We start from the raw sequence: 16,808 nt of genomic DNA on the forward strand, positions 1-16,808 counted from the left end.
CGACAACAGCGGCAGAAATGCCGGCAGCGGTCGGTTTCATGTCCCGACCACCTCCAACGCGCTGACCTTCCAGCCCGCGTCGGTCCTGGACAGGTCCACGTCCCACCGGGACACGCTGGTCGTCGGCTGGGCGCCGTTCTGGCTCACCGAGACCTCGAGCGCGGCGATCACGTTCGCCGAGCCCGTGTAGGTGTTCATCGTGGTCACTGCCGCGGTGACAACTCGGGCTCTGGCAACGGTTCTCGTGCTCAACGTCGTCTGCCGGTCGGATTCCCGGTTGCGGACGAGGCGTTCCAGCAACGGTCCCGTCGAGGCTTCACGCCACCGGTCGAAGTCGGCGTCCAGGTTCTGGAAGTTCACTGTGTTCAACTCGACGACCTGGCGCTCCCCCACCGCCAGCACGTTGTCCCGCTGGGAGGCGATGTCCGCCGACGCGCTGTTCGCCGTCTGCCACCAGCGCCAGCCCGTGAAACCGGCAGCCGCCACCGCGAGCACCGCCACAACAGCGAGGACACGACCGATCACCTGGGCAAACCTAGCAACTGGCCGATGTTCTGCAAACCACCGCCACCGCGGTTCAGGCCGAGCACCCCGGGCAGCTTCGGGGCCGGATCGGGTGCTCCACCGGGGGCCACCTGCTTCGGTACGCCGGCGAACGGCGCGTTCTGCGAGCCGCGCACGCCGATCGGGCTGTTCGGCGGCTCGGCGCAGTAGGCGCCGCGGTTCACCGGGGCCGGTTCGGTCTGGCCGGCCGTGCGCTGCTTCGTGCCCTCGTAGCCCTTCACGCACGGCGGCGGGTCGAAGAAGTTCAGCATGATGCCCAGGTGGCCGGTGCCGTCCGGCGCTGTGCTCGGCGTGAAGGCGGAGATCACCGGGTAGGCGACCATGAACTGTTCGATCGCCGCTGTCCGGCTGGTCGTGACCGTCGTCGTGGTCAGCAGGTTCGCGAACACCACCCCCAGGTCCGGTCCTGACCTGCGCAGGATGTCCACCACGTCGTTCGCCACCCCCGGGGTGACCTCGATCAGCTTGCGGATGTCCGGATCGGACGTCTTGAGCTGCTCGGACAGCTTGCGCAGCCCCGAGCTGAACGCGATCAGCTTCTGCGCGTCGGCCTGCTGGCGTTCCAGCACGGTTCGCCCGGTGCTGAGCAGGCTCGTCGTCTGGGGCAGGTGCTGGGTCGCCGCTGTCGTGAACTGCCCGGCCGAATCCAGCAGCAGTTGCAGGTCCTTGCCCGTGGCCGCGAACGCGGTGTTCAGTTCGTCGACCACGGTCCGCAGCGAGTCGACGGGCACGCTGCGCACCAGGCCGTCCAGATTGGACAACATGGTGTCGGTGGCCGGTGGGATGCTTGTGCGGTCCTGCGGGATCACCGATCCGTCGGCCAGGTACGGCCCGGCGTCCCGGGTGGGTCGCAGGTCCACGTACTGCTCGCCGATCGCGGACCGGTTGGCCACGACCGCCTTCGTGTCCGCCGGGATCGACTGCTCCGACTCCAGCACCAGTTCGACGTCGATGCCGCGGTCGACAAGGTGCAACTCGCCGACCCTGCCGACGGTCACACCCCTATAGGTGACCTCCGCGTTGGTGAAGATCCCGCCGGAGTCGGGCAGTTGCACGGTCACCACGTACCCGCTGGCGCCGAACAACCGGTCGAGGCCCGCGTACCGGGCCCCGGCGTACGTCACGGCCACCACGGCGATCATCACGAACGCGACGATCCTCAGCCGCACGCCCCTGGTGAGCATCATCCGCCTCCCAGCAGCGTCCCCAGCAGCCCGCCGAGCAGGCCCTGGCCGGGTTGGGGTTTGCCGTTCTCCGGGATCAGGTCCGGGATGATCGGCACCGGGATCGGCAACGGCAACGGCACGGTGTTGTTGCCGTACGGCTGACCTGGCGGTGCCAGCAGGGTCTGCCCCGAGTCGGACAGGTTGTTGATCATCTCGGTGAAGTCGAGGCTGAGTTTGGCGTCCACGTTGAAGTAGTCGCCGCGCACGGCGTTGACCGCGTACGACGGGTACGGGTACGTCACCAGGTATTCCAGCGCGACCGGGAGCTTGTCCCCTGTCTCGACCAGCTTGCGCAGTGTCGGTTCGAGCAGTTTCAGGTCAGCGACCAGATCCTTCTTGCTGCGGTTCACGGTGTCCACGGCGACGTCCGACAACGTGTCCAGTGCGGTGAGCATGCCGGTCAGCTGCGTGCGCTGCTGTTCGAGGACCTTCAGACCGGGCGACAGGTTGTCCACCGCGTTGGTGAGATTGCCGGTCTGTGCGACGAGCGTGCCGGAGAGCTTGGCCAGGCCGTCGATCGCGCGGACGATGCTGTCGCGCTGGCCGTCCAACGTCGACACGAGCGTTCTGACGTTCGTCAGCAGTTCACGGATCTGCTTCTCGTTGCCCGACAGCACGCTGTTCAGTTCACCCACGATCGTCCGCAGTTGTTCGATGCCACCGCCGTTGAGCAGCATCGACAGGGCACCGAGGACCTCTTCGACCTCAGGATTGCGGTTCGTGCGGCTCAACGGGACGACCGCGCCGTTGGTCAACTGCCCTTGCGGCTGTTCACCGGCCGGAGCTCGCAGCTGGACGAACTTCTCCCCCAGCAGGCTCGACTGACGCAGTTCCGCACCGGCGTTGGCCGGCAACGTGACCGCGCCGTTGACCACGAGAGTCACCAGCGCCATCTTGTTGTCGGGCGTCAGCTCGATCTTCGTGACACGGCCGACAGCCACGTCGTTGACCTTCACGCTCGCCTGCGGCACGAGGTCCAGCACGTCGCCGAACTGTGCGGTGACCTGGTACGGATGGTCACCGACGTCCGCGCCACCTGGCAGCGGAGTGTTGTACAGCCCACCGAACCCGCCCTCGGTGCACCCGGCGAGCAGGACGGCGGCCAGAACCAGACCGAGGCGCTTCATTTCCGCAACACCTCGAGCAACGGCACCGGGAGCGGCGGCAGGGTCCCGTTCTGCAGCGCGGTGAGGGTTTCCGCCACGGACGGCAGTTTCAGCGTGCCGTCCAGCACCGGCGCGAGCGATTTGCAGATGTCGGTCAAGGTTGCCGGGATGGCCTTCGGCGTGCCCTGTTCGATCAGCCGGCACACCATCAGGATCGGCGGGTGGGTGAACTCGTTGAGGTCCGCCCGGACGCCGATCGAGCCGGACGCAGCGTCATAGGAGTTGATCAGGTTGGTGGCACCGACCGGGGCGACGTCGAGTATCTCGGCGATCGCCCCGCGCTGGTCGACGAGCGCCTTCGTCACGCCGGTCAGCTTCTCCACATTGGACGTCAGCAGGTCCTTGTTCTCCGCGACGAACGACTTGACGTCGCCGAGCGCCACGGCGAGCGAGCTCACCGCCTCGGCGACTTCCTCGCGGTCGTCGGCGAGGAACGTGCTGACGTCGGCCAACCGCCCGTAGAACTCGTGCACCGCTTTGTCGTTGTCGGCCAGTGCTTTGGTGAACTTGCCGAGGTTGTCCACGGTGACGAACAGGTTGTCCTTGGATCCGGCAAGCGTGTCCGCGGCTGCGGCGAGTTGCCGCACTGTGTTGTTGAGGTTCTGCCCGTTGCCCTTCAGCGTTCCCGCCAGGGTGTCCAGCAGGTCGGACACAGCGCCGTCCTTGTTGGCGCCGTTGGGCCCGAGGTCGCTGCTCAGCTTGTTCACACTGGCGTACAGGTCGTCCAGTTCGACCGGCGCGGCGGTGTCCGCGCGCTGGATCACGGCACCGGACGCCATCTGCGGACCGTCGGTGTAGGCGGGCGCCAGCTGCACGTACCGGTCGCTGACCAGGGACGGCGCGACGATCACGGCCTTGGCCGACGCGGGGACCCGGACACCCGAGTCGAGCACGATGTCGACCTTGACCTGGTCGCCTTCGGGCCGCACGTCGACGATCTCCCCGACGGGCACGCCGAGAACGCGCACTGCCGAACCGGAGTACACACCGACCGTCTTGTCGAAGTACGCCGAGACCCGCGTTCCGCTCGGTGCCCGCAGCAGCCACCAGATCGCGCCCGCCAGGAGCAGGCCGAGCACGCACGCGAGCGCAACCACCCTGGTGGCGTCGAGCTGACCTTGGGTCCGTACGGTCATCGGCCACCTCCGGTGATCGGCGGGAGACAGCCGTCGGGATTGATCGTCAGCCCGTTCGTCTTGCCCGGCCCGAGGTTGATGTACGGCGGCAGCAGACCGCACAGGTAGCCCTCGAACCAGCGGCCGTTGCCGGTGGTGTTGGTGGAAATCCGCACGAACGGCGCCAGCGCGGCCAGTCCTCGGCTCAAGTTGTCCTGGTTGCGCTGCAACATCGCGGTCACCTTCTCCAGCTGTTGCAGCGTGGGTTTGAGCTGTGTCCGGTTGTCGGCGACCAGGCCGCGCAACTCGTTCGACAGGTCACGTGTTCCCCTGAGCAACTGGTTGATCGCGTCCTTGCGGCGCTGGATCTCGGCCAGCAGCAGGTTCCCGTCGGTGATCAGCTTGACGATCTGGTCGTTGCGCGCGGCCAGCGTGCCGGAGACCTTGCCGGTGTTGGCGAGCAGCTCGGCGAGGGCCTTGTCCCGGGTGGAGATTGTCTTCGACAACGCCGACAGGCCGTCGAGCGCTCCGCGCATGTGCTCCGGGGTGTCCTTGAGCGCTTCCGTGACCACCTTGAAGCTGTCGGCCAGCTTCGCTGTGTCCAAATTGTCCACCGTCTTGCTCAGCTCACCCAGCGCGGTGTTCACGTCGAACGGAGTGGTGGTGCGCGAGCGCGGAATGGTCTGGTCCGGGTCCTGCGCCCCGGTCCCGCCGGGCTCCAGCGCGAGGTACTTCTCGCCAAGCAACGTCCTGATGCCGATCGCGGCTCGCGTCTGGTCCCCGAGCCGGACGTCGCGGATCTTGAACCGCACCCGGACCTGGTCGCGGGCGAGCGCCACTGTGGACACTTCGCCGACCTTGACGCCCGCGATCTGGACCTCGTTGCCGTCGGCGAGCCCGGCGGCCTCACTGAAGAAGGCGGAGTACGTCGTTCCCGTGCCGATGATCGGCAGGTCGTCGGAGAAGAACACCGCGAGCGTGGACAGCACAAGCAACGCCAGCGTCACCGCGCCGACCGTCGCCTGGTTGCGTTCCTTGAGAGGTTTCACTGGCCGCACCTCTCCGGCATCTGCGTCGTCGGCACGGGCAGCAGCGCCATGTTCAGGTTCAGCCCCGAGATCCCGACGGTCCCGGACATCCGGCACAGGTAGAAGTTCAGCCAGCTGCCGTAGCTGACTGTGCGGGTGAACGTGTCGGCCCGGTGCTCAAGGCCTTTGAGCATCCCGTCGAGCAGCGGTTCTTGTTTGTTCAGGGTTTCCGACAACGTGCCGAGCAACCCGATGTCCTGCTTGAGCGACGGCCTGGCCTGCTGCACCAGGCCCGCCGTGGTGTCGGTCAGCGCACCGAGGGCCGACACAGCCTCACCGATGGGCTGCCGGTCGGCCGACAGCCCGGACACCAGCTGCTGCAGGCTCAGGATCAGGTCCGACACCTGGTCTGTGCGGCCGTTGACGGCGCCGAGGACGTTGTTGAGGTTGTCGACCAGGTCGCCGATCACCTTGTCCCGTCCCGCGATGGTGGAAGTCAGGGTCGCGGTGTGCCGCAGGATGGCGTCGACCGTGCCGCCTTCGCCCTGCAGGACCTGGATGATCTCGAACGCGAGCTTGTTCACGTCCTCCGGCTTCAGCGCCTGGAACAACGGCTGGAACCCGTTGAACAGCACGGTCAGGTTCAGTGCGGGCCTGGTGCGGTCCACCGGGATCGTGCCGCCCGGCGCGAGCAGTTCGGAACTGCCGGTCCCGGTGCCGAGCGCCAGGTACCGCTGGCCGACCAGGTTGCGGTACTTGATGGTCGCCGTGGCCGACGCGGGCAGCCGCCTGCCCGCGTCGATGTCGAACCGGACTTCGGCGTACTTGTCCTCGACGACCGACAGCGAGTCGACCGTTCCCACCTTCACGCCGAGGATCCGCACGTCGTCACCGGCTTTCAGACCGGACGCGTCGGCGAACCGGGCGCGGTATGCCGACGTCGACCCGAAGTTGCTGTTGGCGATCGTCGCACCGAGCAGGGCCGTCAAGGTGACGGTGACGACGGCGAACACGGCCATCTTGATGATCGGCCCGGTGATGTTCCTCATTCGACAGTCACCTCCGCGCCCCGGTACACCGGCGCCATCAGGAAACTGGTCCACCTGGGCACGTCCTCCGGCGCCATGCCGACCTTCTGCGCCAGCAGCAGCGACACCACGTCCAGCTCCTGCGGGGTGTTCGCCACGCCCGCGGCCGCCTGCGGCGAGGTCGAGCCCGGGACGATCCCGGTCGCCGCCTGGTTGCGCGGCGGTGGCGGTTTCACCGAGCCGTCCTTGATCGGTCCGCCCGGCGGGTACTGCGGGAACACCGCGGGCAGTTCGACCTGTTCGTAGCAGCGAGGTCCGCGCTTGTCGTCGAAGCGCGGGGTGTCCACGCCGGGCAGGTACTTGCCGCGGTTGCCGGTGAACTCCAGCGTCACGCGCATCATGTTCGGGTGCGCCTGGCCCTTGCCGAACGCCGCCTCCGCCGCGGGTACCCGGTCGGCGATCTGGCCGAGCATGCACGGGTACTCCGGCGCGTACCTGGCCAGCACCTCGAGCGTGGGCCGGGCCGTGACCACCAGGTTGACCAGGTTGTTCTTGTTGACCTGGACGAAGTTGCCGAGATCGACCGACGCGTTGGTGACCGAGCCGAACAGGGTCCGCAGGTTCGCCTGCTCGTCGGCGACCGTCTTCGTCGTCGTGGTCAGGTCCGACAACGCCTGCAGCAGGTCCGGCGCGGCCTTGTCGAAGGTCCCGGACACGGAAGCAAGCGCTTGGATGTCGGCGGTCAGGTCCGGCAGCGACGGGTTGATCTGCTTGAGGTACTCGTTGAGCTGCACCAGCGTCCGGCCCAGCTGCGCACCGCGGCCCTGCAGCGCCGACGAGATCGAGTTCAGCGTCATGGACAGCTTCTCCGGCTGCACGGCCTGCAGGACCGGCAGGACGTCGTTGAGCACGCGTTCCAGCTCGATCGCCGAGGAGCTGCGGTCCTGCGGGATGACCGAGCCCTCGGTCAGCCGCTTGGTCTCCGGCTGGGGCGGCAACTGCAACGCGACATAGCGCTCGCCGAACAACGTCTTGGGCAGCAGGCGTGCGGAGACGTTGGCGGGGATGACATCGACTTTGTCCGGTTGCAACGCCAGGTCAAGCACGGCGTGGTCCCCCATGGCGCGGATGGCGCGCACCTCGCCGACGACCATGCCGCGGACCTTGACGTCCGCGCCCGCACGCATCTGGTTGCCGGCGTGGTCGGTCTTCAGGCTGACCGCGACCACCGGTGTGAAGGCCTTGCGGTACCCGGCGATGGTCAGCGCGAGGAACAGCGCGATGATCGCGAGGAACACCAGCCCCAGCAGGTGGTGGCGCAACCGGGCCGTCATCCGGATATCCGCACGGTCGTCGTCGATCCCCAGATCGCCAGGCTGAGGAAGAAGTCCAAGATGGACAGCATCACGATGGCCGCGCGCACCGCGCGGCCGACCGCCACGCCGACGCCCGCGGGCCCGCCGGACGCGGTGTAGCCGTAGTAGCAGTGCGTCAGGATCACGACCACGCTGAACACGATCACCTTGAGGAACGACCAGAGCACGTCCTCAGGCGGCAGGAACAGGTGGAAGTAGTGGTCGTACGTGCCCGCGGACTGGCCGTAGAAGTAGACCGTCACGGCACGGGAGGCCAGATAGGACGAAAGCAGGCCGACCGCGTACAACGGGATCACCGCGGCGATCCCGGCGAGCACCCGCGTGGTCACCAGGTACGGCATGCTGGGCACGGCCATCGTCTCCAGCGCGTCGATCTCCTCGGAGATCCGCATCGCGCCGAGCTGCGCGGTGAACCCGCAGCCGACCGTGGCCGACAGCGCGAGCCCGGCCGAAAGCGGCGCCACCTCGCGGGTGTTGAAGTACGCCGACAGGAAGCCGGTCAGCGCGCCCGTGCCGAGCTGGTTGAGCGACGAATAGCCTTGCAGGCCCACGATCGTGCCGGTGAACAGGGTCATCCCGATCATCACGCCGAGCGTGCCGCCGATGACCGCGAGCGCGCCCGTGCCGAAGCTGACCTCGGTCAGCAGCCGCAGGACTTCCCTGGAGTAACGGCGGAGCGTGCGCGGCGCCCACAGCAACGCCCTGCTGTAGAAGGACAACTGCCTGCCCAGCCGTTCGAGCCCGTTGAACGGCCGCGCGGCGAGATCCAGGATCGCCCCTCGCGGCTCCTGGTCCCGTGGTTGCACGGCCGTCATCAGAAGCCCTTCGGCGGCACGATCCGCAGGTAGATCCCGGTCAGCACGACGTTGATCAGGAACAGCAGGAGGAACGTGACCACCACGGCCTGGTTGACCGCGTCGCCGACGCCTTTCGGCCCGGCGGCCGGGTTGAGGCCCCGGTAGGCCGCGATGACCCCGGCGACGAAACCGTACAGCAGCGCCTTGATCTCGCTGATCCACAGGTCCGGCAGTTGCGCCAGCGCGTTGAAGCTGGCGAGGTACGCACCGGGCGTGCCGCCTTGCATGATCACGTTGAAGAAGTAGCCACCCATCGTGCCGACCACGCTGACCAGCCCGTTGAGCAGGACCGCGACGACCATCGCGGCCAGTACCCTCGGCACGATGAGGCGCTGCACCGGTGACACGCCGAGCACCTCCAGCGCGTCGATCTCCTCGCGGATCTTGCGCGCGCCGATGTCCGCGCAGACCGCGGATCCGCCCGCGCCGGCGACCAGCAGCGCGGTGATCAGCGGGCTGGCTTGCTGGACGATCGCCAACGCGCTGGCCGCGCCGGTGAACGACTGCGCGCCGATCTGCTGTGTCAGCGAACCGAGTTGCAGCGCGATGACCGCGCCGAACGGGATCGCGACCAGTGCCGTCGGCAGGATCGTGACGCTGGCGAAGAACCAGCACTGCTGGACGAACTCGCGGAACTGGAATGGCCGCTTGGGGATGGCCCGCAGCACTTCCCATGCGAGCGTCGAGATCCGCCCCACCTGGCGCAGCGCTGCGACACCGGGGGTCTTCGACCTCTTCGTGGCGGGGTTCGGGTTCATGGGGGTCTCAAAGTAGAGAGTGTGTCGCTGTCGCGCCACCGTCGGCGACGAATTCCGCTCCAGTGGAGTACGAACTCTCGTCGCTGGCGAGGAAGACCTGCAGGTTGGCGATCTCCTCCGGCTGTCCGCAGCGGCGCAACGCCACCCGTTTGCCCACCCTGGACATGTCGACTTCCACGCCGTCGACCGCCTGGCGCACCATCTGGGTGTCGATCACGCCGGGGTGGATGGAGTTCACCCGGATGTCGAGGTGCCCGAGTTCCATCGCGGCCGCTTTGGACATGCCGCGGATGGCGAACTTGCTGGCGGTGTAGGCGGTCAGGAAAGCCATGCCGCCGAGTCCTTCCACCGACGACACGTTGATGATCGAGCCGCCCCCGGCGTCGGTCATCGCGGGGATCACCGCTCGCATGCCGAGGAACGTGCCCACCTGGTTGACCTTGATCACCCGTTCGTACTCGGCGACGGTGGTGTCGACAATGGACTTGATGTGCAGGATCCCGGCATTGTTCACCAGTACGTTCAGGCCACCGAACTCGGCCAGCGTGCGCTCGACCGCGGTCGTCCAGTCCCCTTCGGACGCCACGTCGAGGTGCTGGTACACCGCCGCGTCACCGAGTTGCGCGGCGAGTTCCTTGCCCTGCTCGTCGAGGATGTCGGCGACGACGACCTTCGCGCCCTCCTCGGCGAACCGCCGGGCGGCGGCGGCGCCCTGTCCTCGTGCGGCACCGGTGATCAACGCGATCTTCCCACTGAGACGGCCCATCACATCATCACCTCGGTCAGCGGCATCGGCACGGATTTCAGCTCGGGGTGGCCTTCGCGGGCGGCCCGTCCGCCTTGGCCGCCTGCACCGGAATGCCGGTCATGGTTTCCAGGCACGCGAAGGTCCTGTCGGGGTCGCGTTCGTCGAACGCGGCGGTGAGGTCGTCGAGGCTGGTGAACGTCTGCTCGACGGTCGGCGCGGCCATCAGCGCGACCGTTGTCCCGTGCACGACGAACACCTGACCGTTGATCTTGCTCGCGGCCGGTGCCGCCAGGTGGGCGACGAACTTGCCCACGTGGTCGGGCGACAGCGGGTCGTCGCCTTCCGGGGCCTGCCCGAAGACGTTCTCGGTCATCGATGTCCTCGCACGCGGGCAGATCGCGTTGGCCCGGACCCCGTACTTGCCCAGTGACCGCGCACTGGTCAAGGTCAGCGCGGTGATACCAGCCTTGGCAGCCGCGTAGTTGGGCTGACCGCCGGAGCCGAGCAGGAACGCTTCCGACGAGGTGTTCACGATCCGCGCGTACACCGGACCGCCGGTCTCCTTGGACTGCCCGCGCCAGTACGCGGCGGCGTTGCGCGACAGCAGGAAATGCCCGCGCAGGTGGACTTTGACGACCAGGTCCCATTCCTCGTCGGACATGCTGAACAGCATCCGGTCCCGCAGCACGCCCGCGTTGTTGACCAGGACGTGCAGCCCGCCGAACCGGTCGATCGCCGTGCTCGTCAACGCGTCCGCCGTGTCCCTTTCGGACACGTCACCCTTGACGAACACCGCTTTGCCACCGAGGTCCTCGATCTGCGCGACGACGTCGGATTCGGTGACGTCACCGAGCACCACGTCCGCGCCCGCCATGGCCAGCGCGACCGCCTCGGCACGGCCGAGGCCTGCCGCGGCGCCGGTGACCACCGCGACCCTGCCGTCCAGCGGCCTAGTCAACTCCACGGCTCACTCCTCGTCGAGCGCTGCTGCGTCGCAGCTCACACTAGAATAGGTTCTCACGCGTGACAAGGGCGTCGACCTGGAGTATAGCGTCAAAATCGGGAACAGGTTCTAAACACGCTCCCGGCTCACTCACCCTGTTCAACGACAACCACGCGGACAAAGTGACGCACAACGTCATCGCCACCCGCGCCACTTGGTCACCGCCCCCGGTCCGGCTAAGGTGAACTAGAACGTGTTTCACTCCTGGAGGCCGGATGCGGATCACCTACACGCCCGAGCAGGAGGAACTGCGCCGTGAGCTGCGCGAGTACTTCTCGGCGTTGATGACACCCGAACGCAGGCAGTCCCTCGCGAGCGAGGGCGGTGAGTACGGCGACGGGGACGCGTACAAAGAGGTCGTCCGGCAGATGGGCGTGGACGGCTGGCTGGCCCTGGGCTGGCCGGCCGAGTACGGCGGCCAGAACCGCTCCCCGATGGACCAGCTCATCTTCAACGACGAGGCGGCCATCGCGGGCGCGCCCGTGCCGTTCCTGACCATCAACACCGTCGGCCCGACGATCATGCGGTACGGCACGCCGGAGCAACGCGCGCAGTACCTGCCCGGCATCTCAGGCGGGCAGACGCACTACTCGATCGGCTACTCCGAGCCGGAAGCCGGGACCGACCTGGCCTCGTTGCGCACGCGCGCGGTGCGCGACGGCGACGACTACGTGATCAACGGCCAGAAGATGTGGACCAGCCTGATCCAGTACGCCGACTACGTGTGGCTGGCGTGCCGGACCGATCCCGGCGCGGCCAAGCACGAAGGCCTGTCGATGATCATCGTGCCGACGACCGCGCCCGGGTTCTCGTGGACGCCCGTGCACACCATGTCCGGCGTGATGACCAGCGCGACCTACTACCAGGACGTGCGAGTACCGGCGACCAACCTGGTCGGCACCGAGAACCAGGGCTGGCCGTTGATCACCAACCAGCTCAACCACGAGCGCGTCGCGCTCACCTCGCCGGCACCGATCCGCAACGCGCTGCGTGACGTGGTCGAGTGGGCGCAGAACACCAAGATCGCCGACGGCAGGCGCGTGATCGACCAGGAATGGGTGCAGCTGCACCTGGCGAGGGTGCACGCGAAAGCGGAGTTCCTCAAGCTGATGAACTGGCGGATCGCCTGGGGCGTCGAGCACTCGCCGAAACCGGCGGACGCGTCGGCCACCAAGGTCTTCGGCACCGAGTTCGCCACGGAGGCGTACCGGCTGCTGATGGAGGTGCTCGGCACCAACGCCTACGTGCGCACCGGGTCACGCGGCGAAGTGCTCGGCGGGCGCATCGAGCGACTGCACAGGAGCGCGTTGATCCTGACGTTCGGCGGCGGGACCAACGAGGTGCAACGCGACATCATCGCGGGCGCCGGCCTGAAACTGCCACTGCACAAGCGCTGAACCGGGCGAGCTGAAAAGGGACACCGATGGACTTCTCGTTCTCCGAGGCGCAGGACGAACTCGGCAAGCTGACCCGGTCGATCGCGGCCACGTCGACCGACGAGCGCCTGCGGGCCGCCGAATCGGGCGCCGACCGGTTCGACCAGCAACTGTGGGATTCCCTTGCCAAGGCGGGGATCTTGTCGGTGACGGACTTCGGTCTGCTCGAACACTGCACGGTGCTGGTGGAACTCGGCCGCGCGGTGGCGCCCGTGCCCTACCTGGCTTCCGTGGTCGCCGCGTCGGCCCTGGAGCGATTCGGGGTGTTGGAGAACCCATCCGCTGTTCATACCGCCGCGTTGGCCGACGACGAGGTGTTCGCGGAGCCGGTGGGCGACGGATGGCGGCTGTCCGGCGCCAAGTCCTGCGTGCCCGCGGGTGCGCTCGCCGAGGTGATCCTCGTACCGGCGTCGTCGCCGGACGGTGTGCAGGTCTTCGCCGTCCACCCGTCCGAGGTGTCGATCACGCGGCAGCGGATCGTGGACGGCGACAGCGAGGCCTGGATCGATTTCGACGACGTACCGGTGGATTCCGCGCGACTGCTCGGCGGCCAGGAGGTGCTCGACTGGTTGCTCACGCGGATGACGGTCGGGCTGTGTGCGCTCCAGCTCGGAGTCACTGAACGCGCACTGGAGCTGACCACGGAACACGCCAGGACACGCGTGCAGTTCGACCGGCCGATCGGGTCGTTCCAAGCCGTGGGGCAGCGGCTGGCGGATGCCTACGTGGACGTCGAGGCGATCCGGTTGACGTTGTGGCAGGCGGCGTGGCGGGTCAGCGAGGGGCTTCCCGCCGAGGTGGAAGTGGCCGCGGCGAAGTTCTGGGCGGCCGACGCCGGGCACAGGGTGGCCCACACCGCTGTGCACGTGCACGGCGGTATGGGCATCGACACAGATCACCCGTTGCACCGGTATTTCGTTGCCGCGAAACGCAACGAGTTCACGCTCGGCGGCGCCACCGCGCAGCTGCGCAAGATCGGCGCCGCGCTCGCGTCAACCCCTGCCTGACCTCAGCGGCCCCGCGTCGCCGAGACGTAGTTCCCCGCGGCCGAACCCAGTGCGAGGATCAGGCCGATCAGCGGCATGATCGCGAACACGATCGGGATCACGGCCATGGCCGCCTTGAGGTCCGCGACCTGCTCGGCGAACATGCCTCCGTTGGGAATGGCGAGGAAGCTGATCAGGTAGTAGGCGCAGATCACCAGTTCCAGTGCCGCACCGACGATGTAGAGCGTGCGGGACGAACCGGACAGCAGCCGCACCGCGCCGAAGATCAGCAGGACCAGACCGGCGAGCTGGGCCAGCGCGAGAATCCAGCCGAACGCCGCGCTGGAGTCCTGGACCGACGCCGTGCCGAACAGCGCCGAGAACAGGATGCCCGTGGTGATCAGCGTGATACCGGCCTGGATGAAACCGAGCACCGCGGCACCGGTGACCGATCCGGGTTTGGCAGCGGGCTGCTGCCCGTAGCCGTAACTGCCTGGCCCTCCCGGGTACGGCTGGTGCGCCGGGTACGCCGGCTGGCCGCCGGGCGGCGTCTGCGGGTAACCGGACTGCGGTGGTGGGGCGAAGCCCGGCATCGGTGACTGTTGGCCAGGGTGTTGCTGCTGGCCGTGCTCATTGGACATGCGGCCTCCTCGGGGCACCGGGATGACGTCGCCGAGTATGTCGCCAGGTCAAGCCATTTCGTGACGGTTCACGCCAACTCGCCCTCCATGACGGCCAATTGGCCTGCCAAGACTGCCCTTCCGGGCAAGCAGGCGATCAACAGCACGTGGTGGGCGTTGGGAACACGCTCACAGGTCCCTGAGCCGGTCCAGTGTCCGTCGCGTACCGGAAACCAGGTCCGCCATCACCTCGGCGACCGGGTGGACCGCCGACATCCGGCCGACGATCTGCCCGACCGGCATCGAGACGACCGCGGGGTCGTTGGCGTGGTTGATCCGGTTGTGCGCCTCGGCGACCAGCAGGTTCTGCAACGGCATGGGCAGCGGTTCGGGCGCGTCTTCGGCCGCCCACGCGTCTGTCCACTTCGTCTTCAGCAGCCGCGCCGGTTTACCGGTGTAGATCCGGGTCCGGACCGTGTCACTGGACGTCGCGCCCAGCAGGGCCTGCTGCATCGCGGATTCGCCGAGCGACTGGGTGTATTCCGCTGTGGTGAGCCAGTACGAGCCCATCCACACGCCGTCGGCACCCAGCGCCATCGCCGCGGCGACCTGACGTCCGCTGCCGATGCCGCCTGCGGCGAGCACGGGAACGCCGACCGCGTCGACGATCTCCGGCACGAGCACCATCGTGGCGATCTCACCCGTGTGCCCACCGGCCTCGTAGCCCTGTGCCACCACGATGTCCACCCCGTTGGCGACGTGGCTGCGCGCGTGCTCAGCTTTTCCTGCCAATGCCGCGACCAGAACACCGTGTTCATGCGCGCGGTCGATGATGTCGACGGGTGGCGAGCCGAGGGCGTTCGCGATCAGCTTCACCGGGTGTTCCAGCGCGACATCCACGTGCGAGCGCGCGACGGAATGCAGCCAGCCGAGGACTCCGGCACGCCCCTCACCACCGATCGGCGGCACTCCGAGTCGTTGCAGCGTGCGCTCGACGAAGTCCTTGTGCCCCGGTGGGATCAGCTTGTCCAGGTCGAGCGCCGCACCCTCGGCCGGGATCTTCGCCGGCATGACCACGTCGACGCCGTACGGTTTCCCGTCGGTGTTCTCGTCCATCCAGTCGAGGACCTCGGCGAGGTCGGCCGCGTCGTTGAACCGCACACAACCGAGGACGCCGAGGCCACCGGCCCGGCTGATCGCGGCGGCCACGTGTTCCGACGGTGTGAACCCGAAGATCGGGTGTTCGATGCCGAAGGTGTCGCACAGCGATGTCCGCACTATTTCACCACTACCGTCGTGTGTTCCGTTGCTTCGTTCTCCTGGGCGTGCGCCAGCGCCCACCGGTAGTCCGGTTTTCCGCTCGGCGAACGTTTGATCTCGTCGACCAGCCAGAGACTGCGCGGCACCTTGTAACCGGCGATCTTGGTACGGGCGTGTTCGTCCAGTTCGGACAGGGTCGGCGTCCTGCCGTCACGCGGCTGGACGACCGCGGCGACCCGTTGCCCGAAACGCTCGTCCGGGACACCGATGACCAGCGCGTCGAAGACATCGGGGTGTGATTTCAGCGCACCCTCGACCTCCTCGGGGAAGATCTTCTCGCCGCCCGAGTTGACGCACATGTTGCCGCGCCCGAGCAGCGTGACCGTGCCGTCTTCCTCGACACGCGCGAAGTCGCCGGGTACCACGTACCGTTTCCCGTCGACCTCGACGAACAACGACTTGGTCTTGACCTCGTCCTTGTAGTAGCCCAACGGGATGTGCCCGCCGCGGGCGAGCCTGCCGACCACCCCGGCTTCGACGGGCCGGTTGTCCTCGTCGATCACGGTGTTGTCCGCGTCGATCTTGACGCGGGGGCCGCCGCGGTGCTCGATTCCCTTTTGGACGATGCTGAGGCCGGAGAACCCGGCCTCGGAGGAGCCGATCGAGTCGGTGATCACCACGTTGGGCAACGTGGCCAGGTACTGGTCCTTGACCGACGGCGAGAACAACGCGGCCGTGCTGGCGATCGCGACGACGGAAGACGTGTCGTACTCGCGTTCCTGCAACGCCTCGATCATCGGCCGGGCCATCGCGTCCCCGGTGATCAGGATGACCTGGGCCTTGTGCTGTTCGATGGTGCGCCACACCTCGTGCGCGTCGAACTGCGGAACGAACACGATGGTCCCGCCGGAGAACAGGCTCTGGAACGTCGCCCACTGGGTGGCGCCGTGGATCAGCGGCGGGATGGGGAAACGGACGAGGCTGTACCGCAGGCCGGTGTTGGCCTGCTGCCACTCGTCCTCGATGCGGGCACCGGTCATGAAGTCGATGCCGCCGCCGAGCACGCGCCACACGTCTTCCTGGCGCCATACGACTCCCTTGGGATTGCCCGTGGTGCCGCCGGTGTAGAGGATGTAGGTGTCGTCCGGGCTGCGGGGCTCGAAGTCCCGGTCCGGGTGGCCGCCGGTGAGCGCGGTCTCGTACTCGCAGCCCTCGTAGTCGGCACCGGACTCATCATCAACAACGATAACGTGTTTCAGTTTCCCGGTCCGCGCGGCGGCGACCTTGCCGGCGTTGCGCCGCTCGTGCACGAGGGCGACCAGGTCGGCGTCGTCGAAGATGTACCGCAGCTCTCCCGCGACGTAGCGGTAGTTGACGTTCACCGCGACCGCGCGGAGCTTGTACGCGGCCAGCATGGTCTCGACCGCTTGGATGGAGTTCCGCGAGTAGACACCGACGTGCGATCCGCACCCGACGCCGTTGGCGGCGAGGTGGTGCGCGAGGCGGTTGGCGCGTTGCTCCAACTCGGAGTACGTGACCCGGCGCTCGCCGCAGATCGCGGCGATCCGCTCGGGCACGACATCGACGGCGTGCTCAACGAGATCGGCGATGTTGAAGGTCACCACCCCAAAGTAGAA

Annotated in this window: 16 protein-coding genes; 2 read left to right on the plus strand and 14 right to left on the minus strand. The window is 67.6% G+C overall.

Annotated features, from left to right (window positions below; translation table 11 throughout):
- Positions 1-36 precede the first annotated feature (36 nt).
- From AOZ06_RS42410 to AOZ06_RS42460, 11 genes are read right to left on the minus strand one after another with little or no spacing between them, the layout of a single operon-like run.
- Entirely contained in the window at positions 37-525 is a 489-nt protein-coding gene (locus AOZ06_RS42410) for a hypothetical protein (RefSeq protein WP_054294522.1), read from the minus strand.
- Positions 522-1,748 (minus strand): MCE family protein, encoded by a 1,227-nt coding sequence (locus AOZ06_RS42415; RefSeq protein WP_054297332.1) that lies wholly within the window; start codon positions 1,746-1,748, stop codon positions 522-524. Before AOZ06_RS42415 ends, AOZ06_RS42410 begins: the two co-directional genes overlap by 4 nt.
- A complete protein-coding gene (locus AOZ06_RS42420) occupies positions 1,748-2,917 on the minus strand; it encodes an MCE family protein (RefSeq protein WP_054294523.1) in 1,170 nt (389 codons plus the stop codon). The genes AOZ06_RS42415 and AOZ06_RS42420 overlap by 1 nt, the downstream gene beginning before the upstream one ends.
- Complete coding sequence (locus AOZ06_RS42425; RefSeq protein WP_054294524.1) at positions 2,914-4,092, minus strand: MCE family protein; 1,179 nt, start codon at positions 4,090-4,092, stop codon at positions 2,914-2,916. The genes AOZ06_RS42420 and AOZ06_RS42425 overlap by 4 nt, the downstream gene beginning before the upstream one ends.
- Positions 4,089-5,120: an MCE family protein gene (locus tag AOZ06_RS42430; protein ID WP_054294525.1), complete on the minus strand. Its 1,032-nt coding sequence runs from the start codon at positions 5,118-5,120 to the stop codon at positions 4,089-4,091. The genes AOZ06_RS42425 and AOZ06_RS42430 overlap by 4 nt, the downstream gene beginning before the upstream one ends.
- Positions 5,117-6,148: an MCE family protein gene (locus AOZ06_RS42435; RefSeq protein ID WP_054294526.1), complete on the minus strand. Its 1,032-nt coding sequence runs from the start codon at positions 6,146-6,148 to the stop codon at positions 5,117-5,119. Before AOZ06_RS42435 ends, AOZ06_RS42430 begins: the two co-directional genes overlap by 4 nt.
- Positions 6,145-7,461, minus strand: a complete 1,317-nt coding sequence (locus tag AOZ06_RS42440; protein ID WP_054294527.1) for an MCE family protein — start codon at positions 7,459-7,461, stop codon at positions 6,145-6,147. The genes AOZ06_RS42435 and AOZ06_RS42440 overlap by 4 nt, the downstream gene beginning before the upstream one ends.
- Positions 7,458-8,318 carry an MlaE family ABC transporter permease gene (locus AOZ06_RS42445; protein WP_054294528.1) on the minus strand — a complete coding sequence of 287 codons (861 nt, stop codon included), beginning with the start codon at positions 8,316-8,318 and terminating at the stop codon, positions 7,458-7,460. The genes AOZ06_RS42440 and AOZ06_RS42445 overlap by 4 nt, the downstream gene beginning before the upstream one ends.
- The gene (locus tag AOZ06_RS42450; protein ID WP_054294529.1) at positions 8,318-9,118 is read right to left on the minus strand and encodes an MlaE family ABC transporter permease; all 801 of its coding nucleotides are present in this window, start codon (positions 9,116-9,118) and stop codon (positions 8,318-8,320) included. The genes AOZ06_RS42445 and AOZ06_RS42450 overlap by 1 nt, the downstream gene beginning before the upstream one ends.
- A gap of 7 nt (positions 9,119-9,125) precedes the next feature.
- Positions 9,126-9,884, minus strand: coding sequence for a glucose 1-dehydrogenase (locus AOZ06_RS42455; RefSeq protein ID WP_054294530.1), 759 nt, complete (start codon positions 9,882-9,884; stop codon positions 9,126-9,128).
- A 37-nt stretch (positions 9,885-9,921) separates the two neighbouring features.
- A complete protein-coding gene (locus AOZ06_RS42460) occupies positions 9,922-10,824 on the minus strand; it encodes a 3-oxoacyl-ACP reductase (RefSeq protein WP_157233908.1) in 903 nt (300 codons plus the stop codon).
- A 260-nt stretch (positions 10,825-11,084) separates the two neighbouring features.
- On the opposite strand from AOZ06_RS42460, the gene AOZ06_RS42465 reads away from it, so the two are divergent.
- Entirely contained in the window at positions 11,085-12,266 is a 1,182-nt protein-coding gene (locus AOZ06_RS42465; protein WP_054294531.1) for an acyl-CoA dehydrogenase family protein, read from the plus strand.
- A 26-nt stretch (positions 12,267-12,292) separates the two neighbouring features.
- On the plus strand, positions 12,293-13,312 hold the full coding sequence (locus AOZ06_RS42470; protein ID WP_054294532.1) for an acyl-CoA dehydrogenase family protein: 1,020 nt from the start codon (positions 12,293-12,295) through the stop codon (positions 13,310-13,312).
- A gap of 2 nt (positions 13,313-13,314) precedes the next feature.
- Here AOZ06_RS42470 and AOZ06_RS42475 read toward each other — a convergent pair whose 3' ends face one another.
- From AOZ06_RS42475 to AOZ06_RS42485, 3 genes are all read right to left on the minus strand, one after another.
- Positions 13,315-13,932 carry a hypothetical protein gene (locus AOZ06_RS42475; protein ID WP_054294533.1) on the minus strand — a complete coding sequence of 206 codons (618 nt, stop codon included), beginning with the start codon at positions 13,930-13,932 and terminating at the stop codon, positions 13,315-13,317.
- Positions 13,933-14,100: 168 nt separating this feature from the next.
- On the minus strand, positions 14,101-15,189 hold the full coding sequence (locus AOZ06_RS42480) for an NAD(P)H-dependent flavin oxidoreductase (protein ID WP_054294534.1): 1,089 nt from the start codon (positions 15,187-15,189) through the stop codon (positions 14,101-14,103).
- Complete coding sequence (locus tag AOZ06_RS42485) at positions 15,189-16,793, minus strand: acyl-CoA synthetase (RefSeq protein WP_179950778.1); 1,605 nt, start codon at positions 16,791-16,793, stop codon at positions 15,189-15,191. The genes AOZ06_RS42480 and AOZ06_RS42485 overlap by 1 nt, the downstream gene beginning before the upstream one ends.
- Positions 16,794-16,808: the final 15 nt, after the last annotated feature.

The organism is Kibdelosporangium phytohabitans (genome assembly GCF_001302585.1).
Taxonomy (GTDB): Bacteria; Actinomycetota; Actinomycetes; order Mycobacteriales; family Pseudonocardiaceae; genus Kibdelosporangium; species Kibdelosporangium phytohabitans.

Excerpts from the sequence above, each read along its gene's own strand:
- AOZ06_RS42415 (WP_054297332.1), bottom strand. The coding sequence starts at position 1,748 with ATGCTCACCAGGGGCGTGCGGCTGAGGATCGTCGCGTTCGTGATGATC.
- AOZ06_RS42420 (WP_054294523.1), bottom strand. The coding sequence starts at position 2,917 with ATGAAGCGCCTCGGTCTGGTTCTGGCCGCCGTCCTGCTCGCCGGGTGC.
- AOZ06_RS42425 (WP_054294524.1), bottom strand. The coding sequence starts at position 4,092 with ATGACCGTACGGACCCAAGGTCAGCTCGACGCCACCAGGGTGGTTGCG.
- AOZ06_RS42435 (WP_054294526.1), bottom strand. The coding sequence starts at position 6,148 with ATGAGGAACATCACCGGGCCGATCATCAAGATGGCCGTGTTCGCCGTC.
- AOZ06_RS42440 (WP_054294527.1), bottom strand. The coding sequence starts at position 7,461 with ATGACGGCCCGGTTGCGCCACCACCTGCTGGGGCTGGTGTTCCTCGCG.
- AOZ06_RS42445 (WP_054294528.1), bottom strand. The coding sequence starts at position 8,318 with ATGACGGCCGTGCAACCACGGGACCAGGAGCCGCGAGGGGCGATCCTG.
- AOZ06_RS42450 (WP_054294529.1), bottom strand. The coding sequence starts at position 9,118 with ATGAACCCGAACCCCGCCACGAAGAGGTCGAAGACCCCCGGTGTCGCA.
- AOZ06_RS42455 (WP_054294530.1), bottom strand. The coding sequence starts at position 9,884 with ATGGGCCGTCTCAGTGGGAAGATCGCGTTGATCACCGGTGCCGCACGA.
- AOZ06_RS42465 (WP_054294531.1), top strand. The coding sequence starts at position 11,085 with ATGCGGATCACCTACACGCCCGAGCAGGAGGAACTGCGCCGTGAGCTG.
- AOZ06_RS42470 (WP_054294532.1), top strand. The coding sequence starts at position 12,293 with ATGGACTTCTCGTTCTCCGAGGCGCAGGACGAACTCGGCAAGCTGACC.
- AOZ06_RS42475 (WP_054294533.1), bottom strand. The coding sequence starts at position 13,932 with ATGTCCAATGAGCACGGCCAGCAGCAACACCCTGGCCAACAGTCACCG.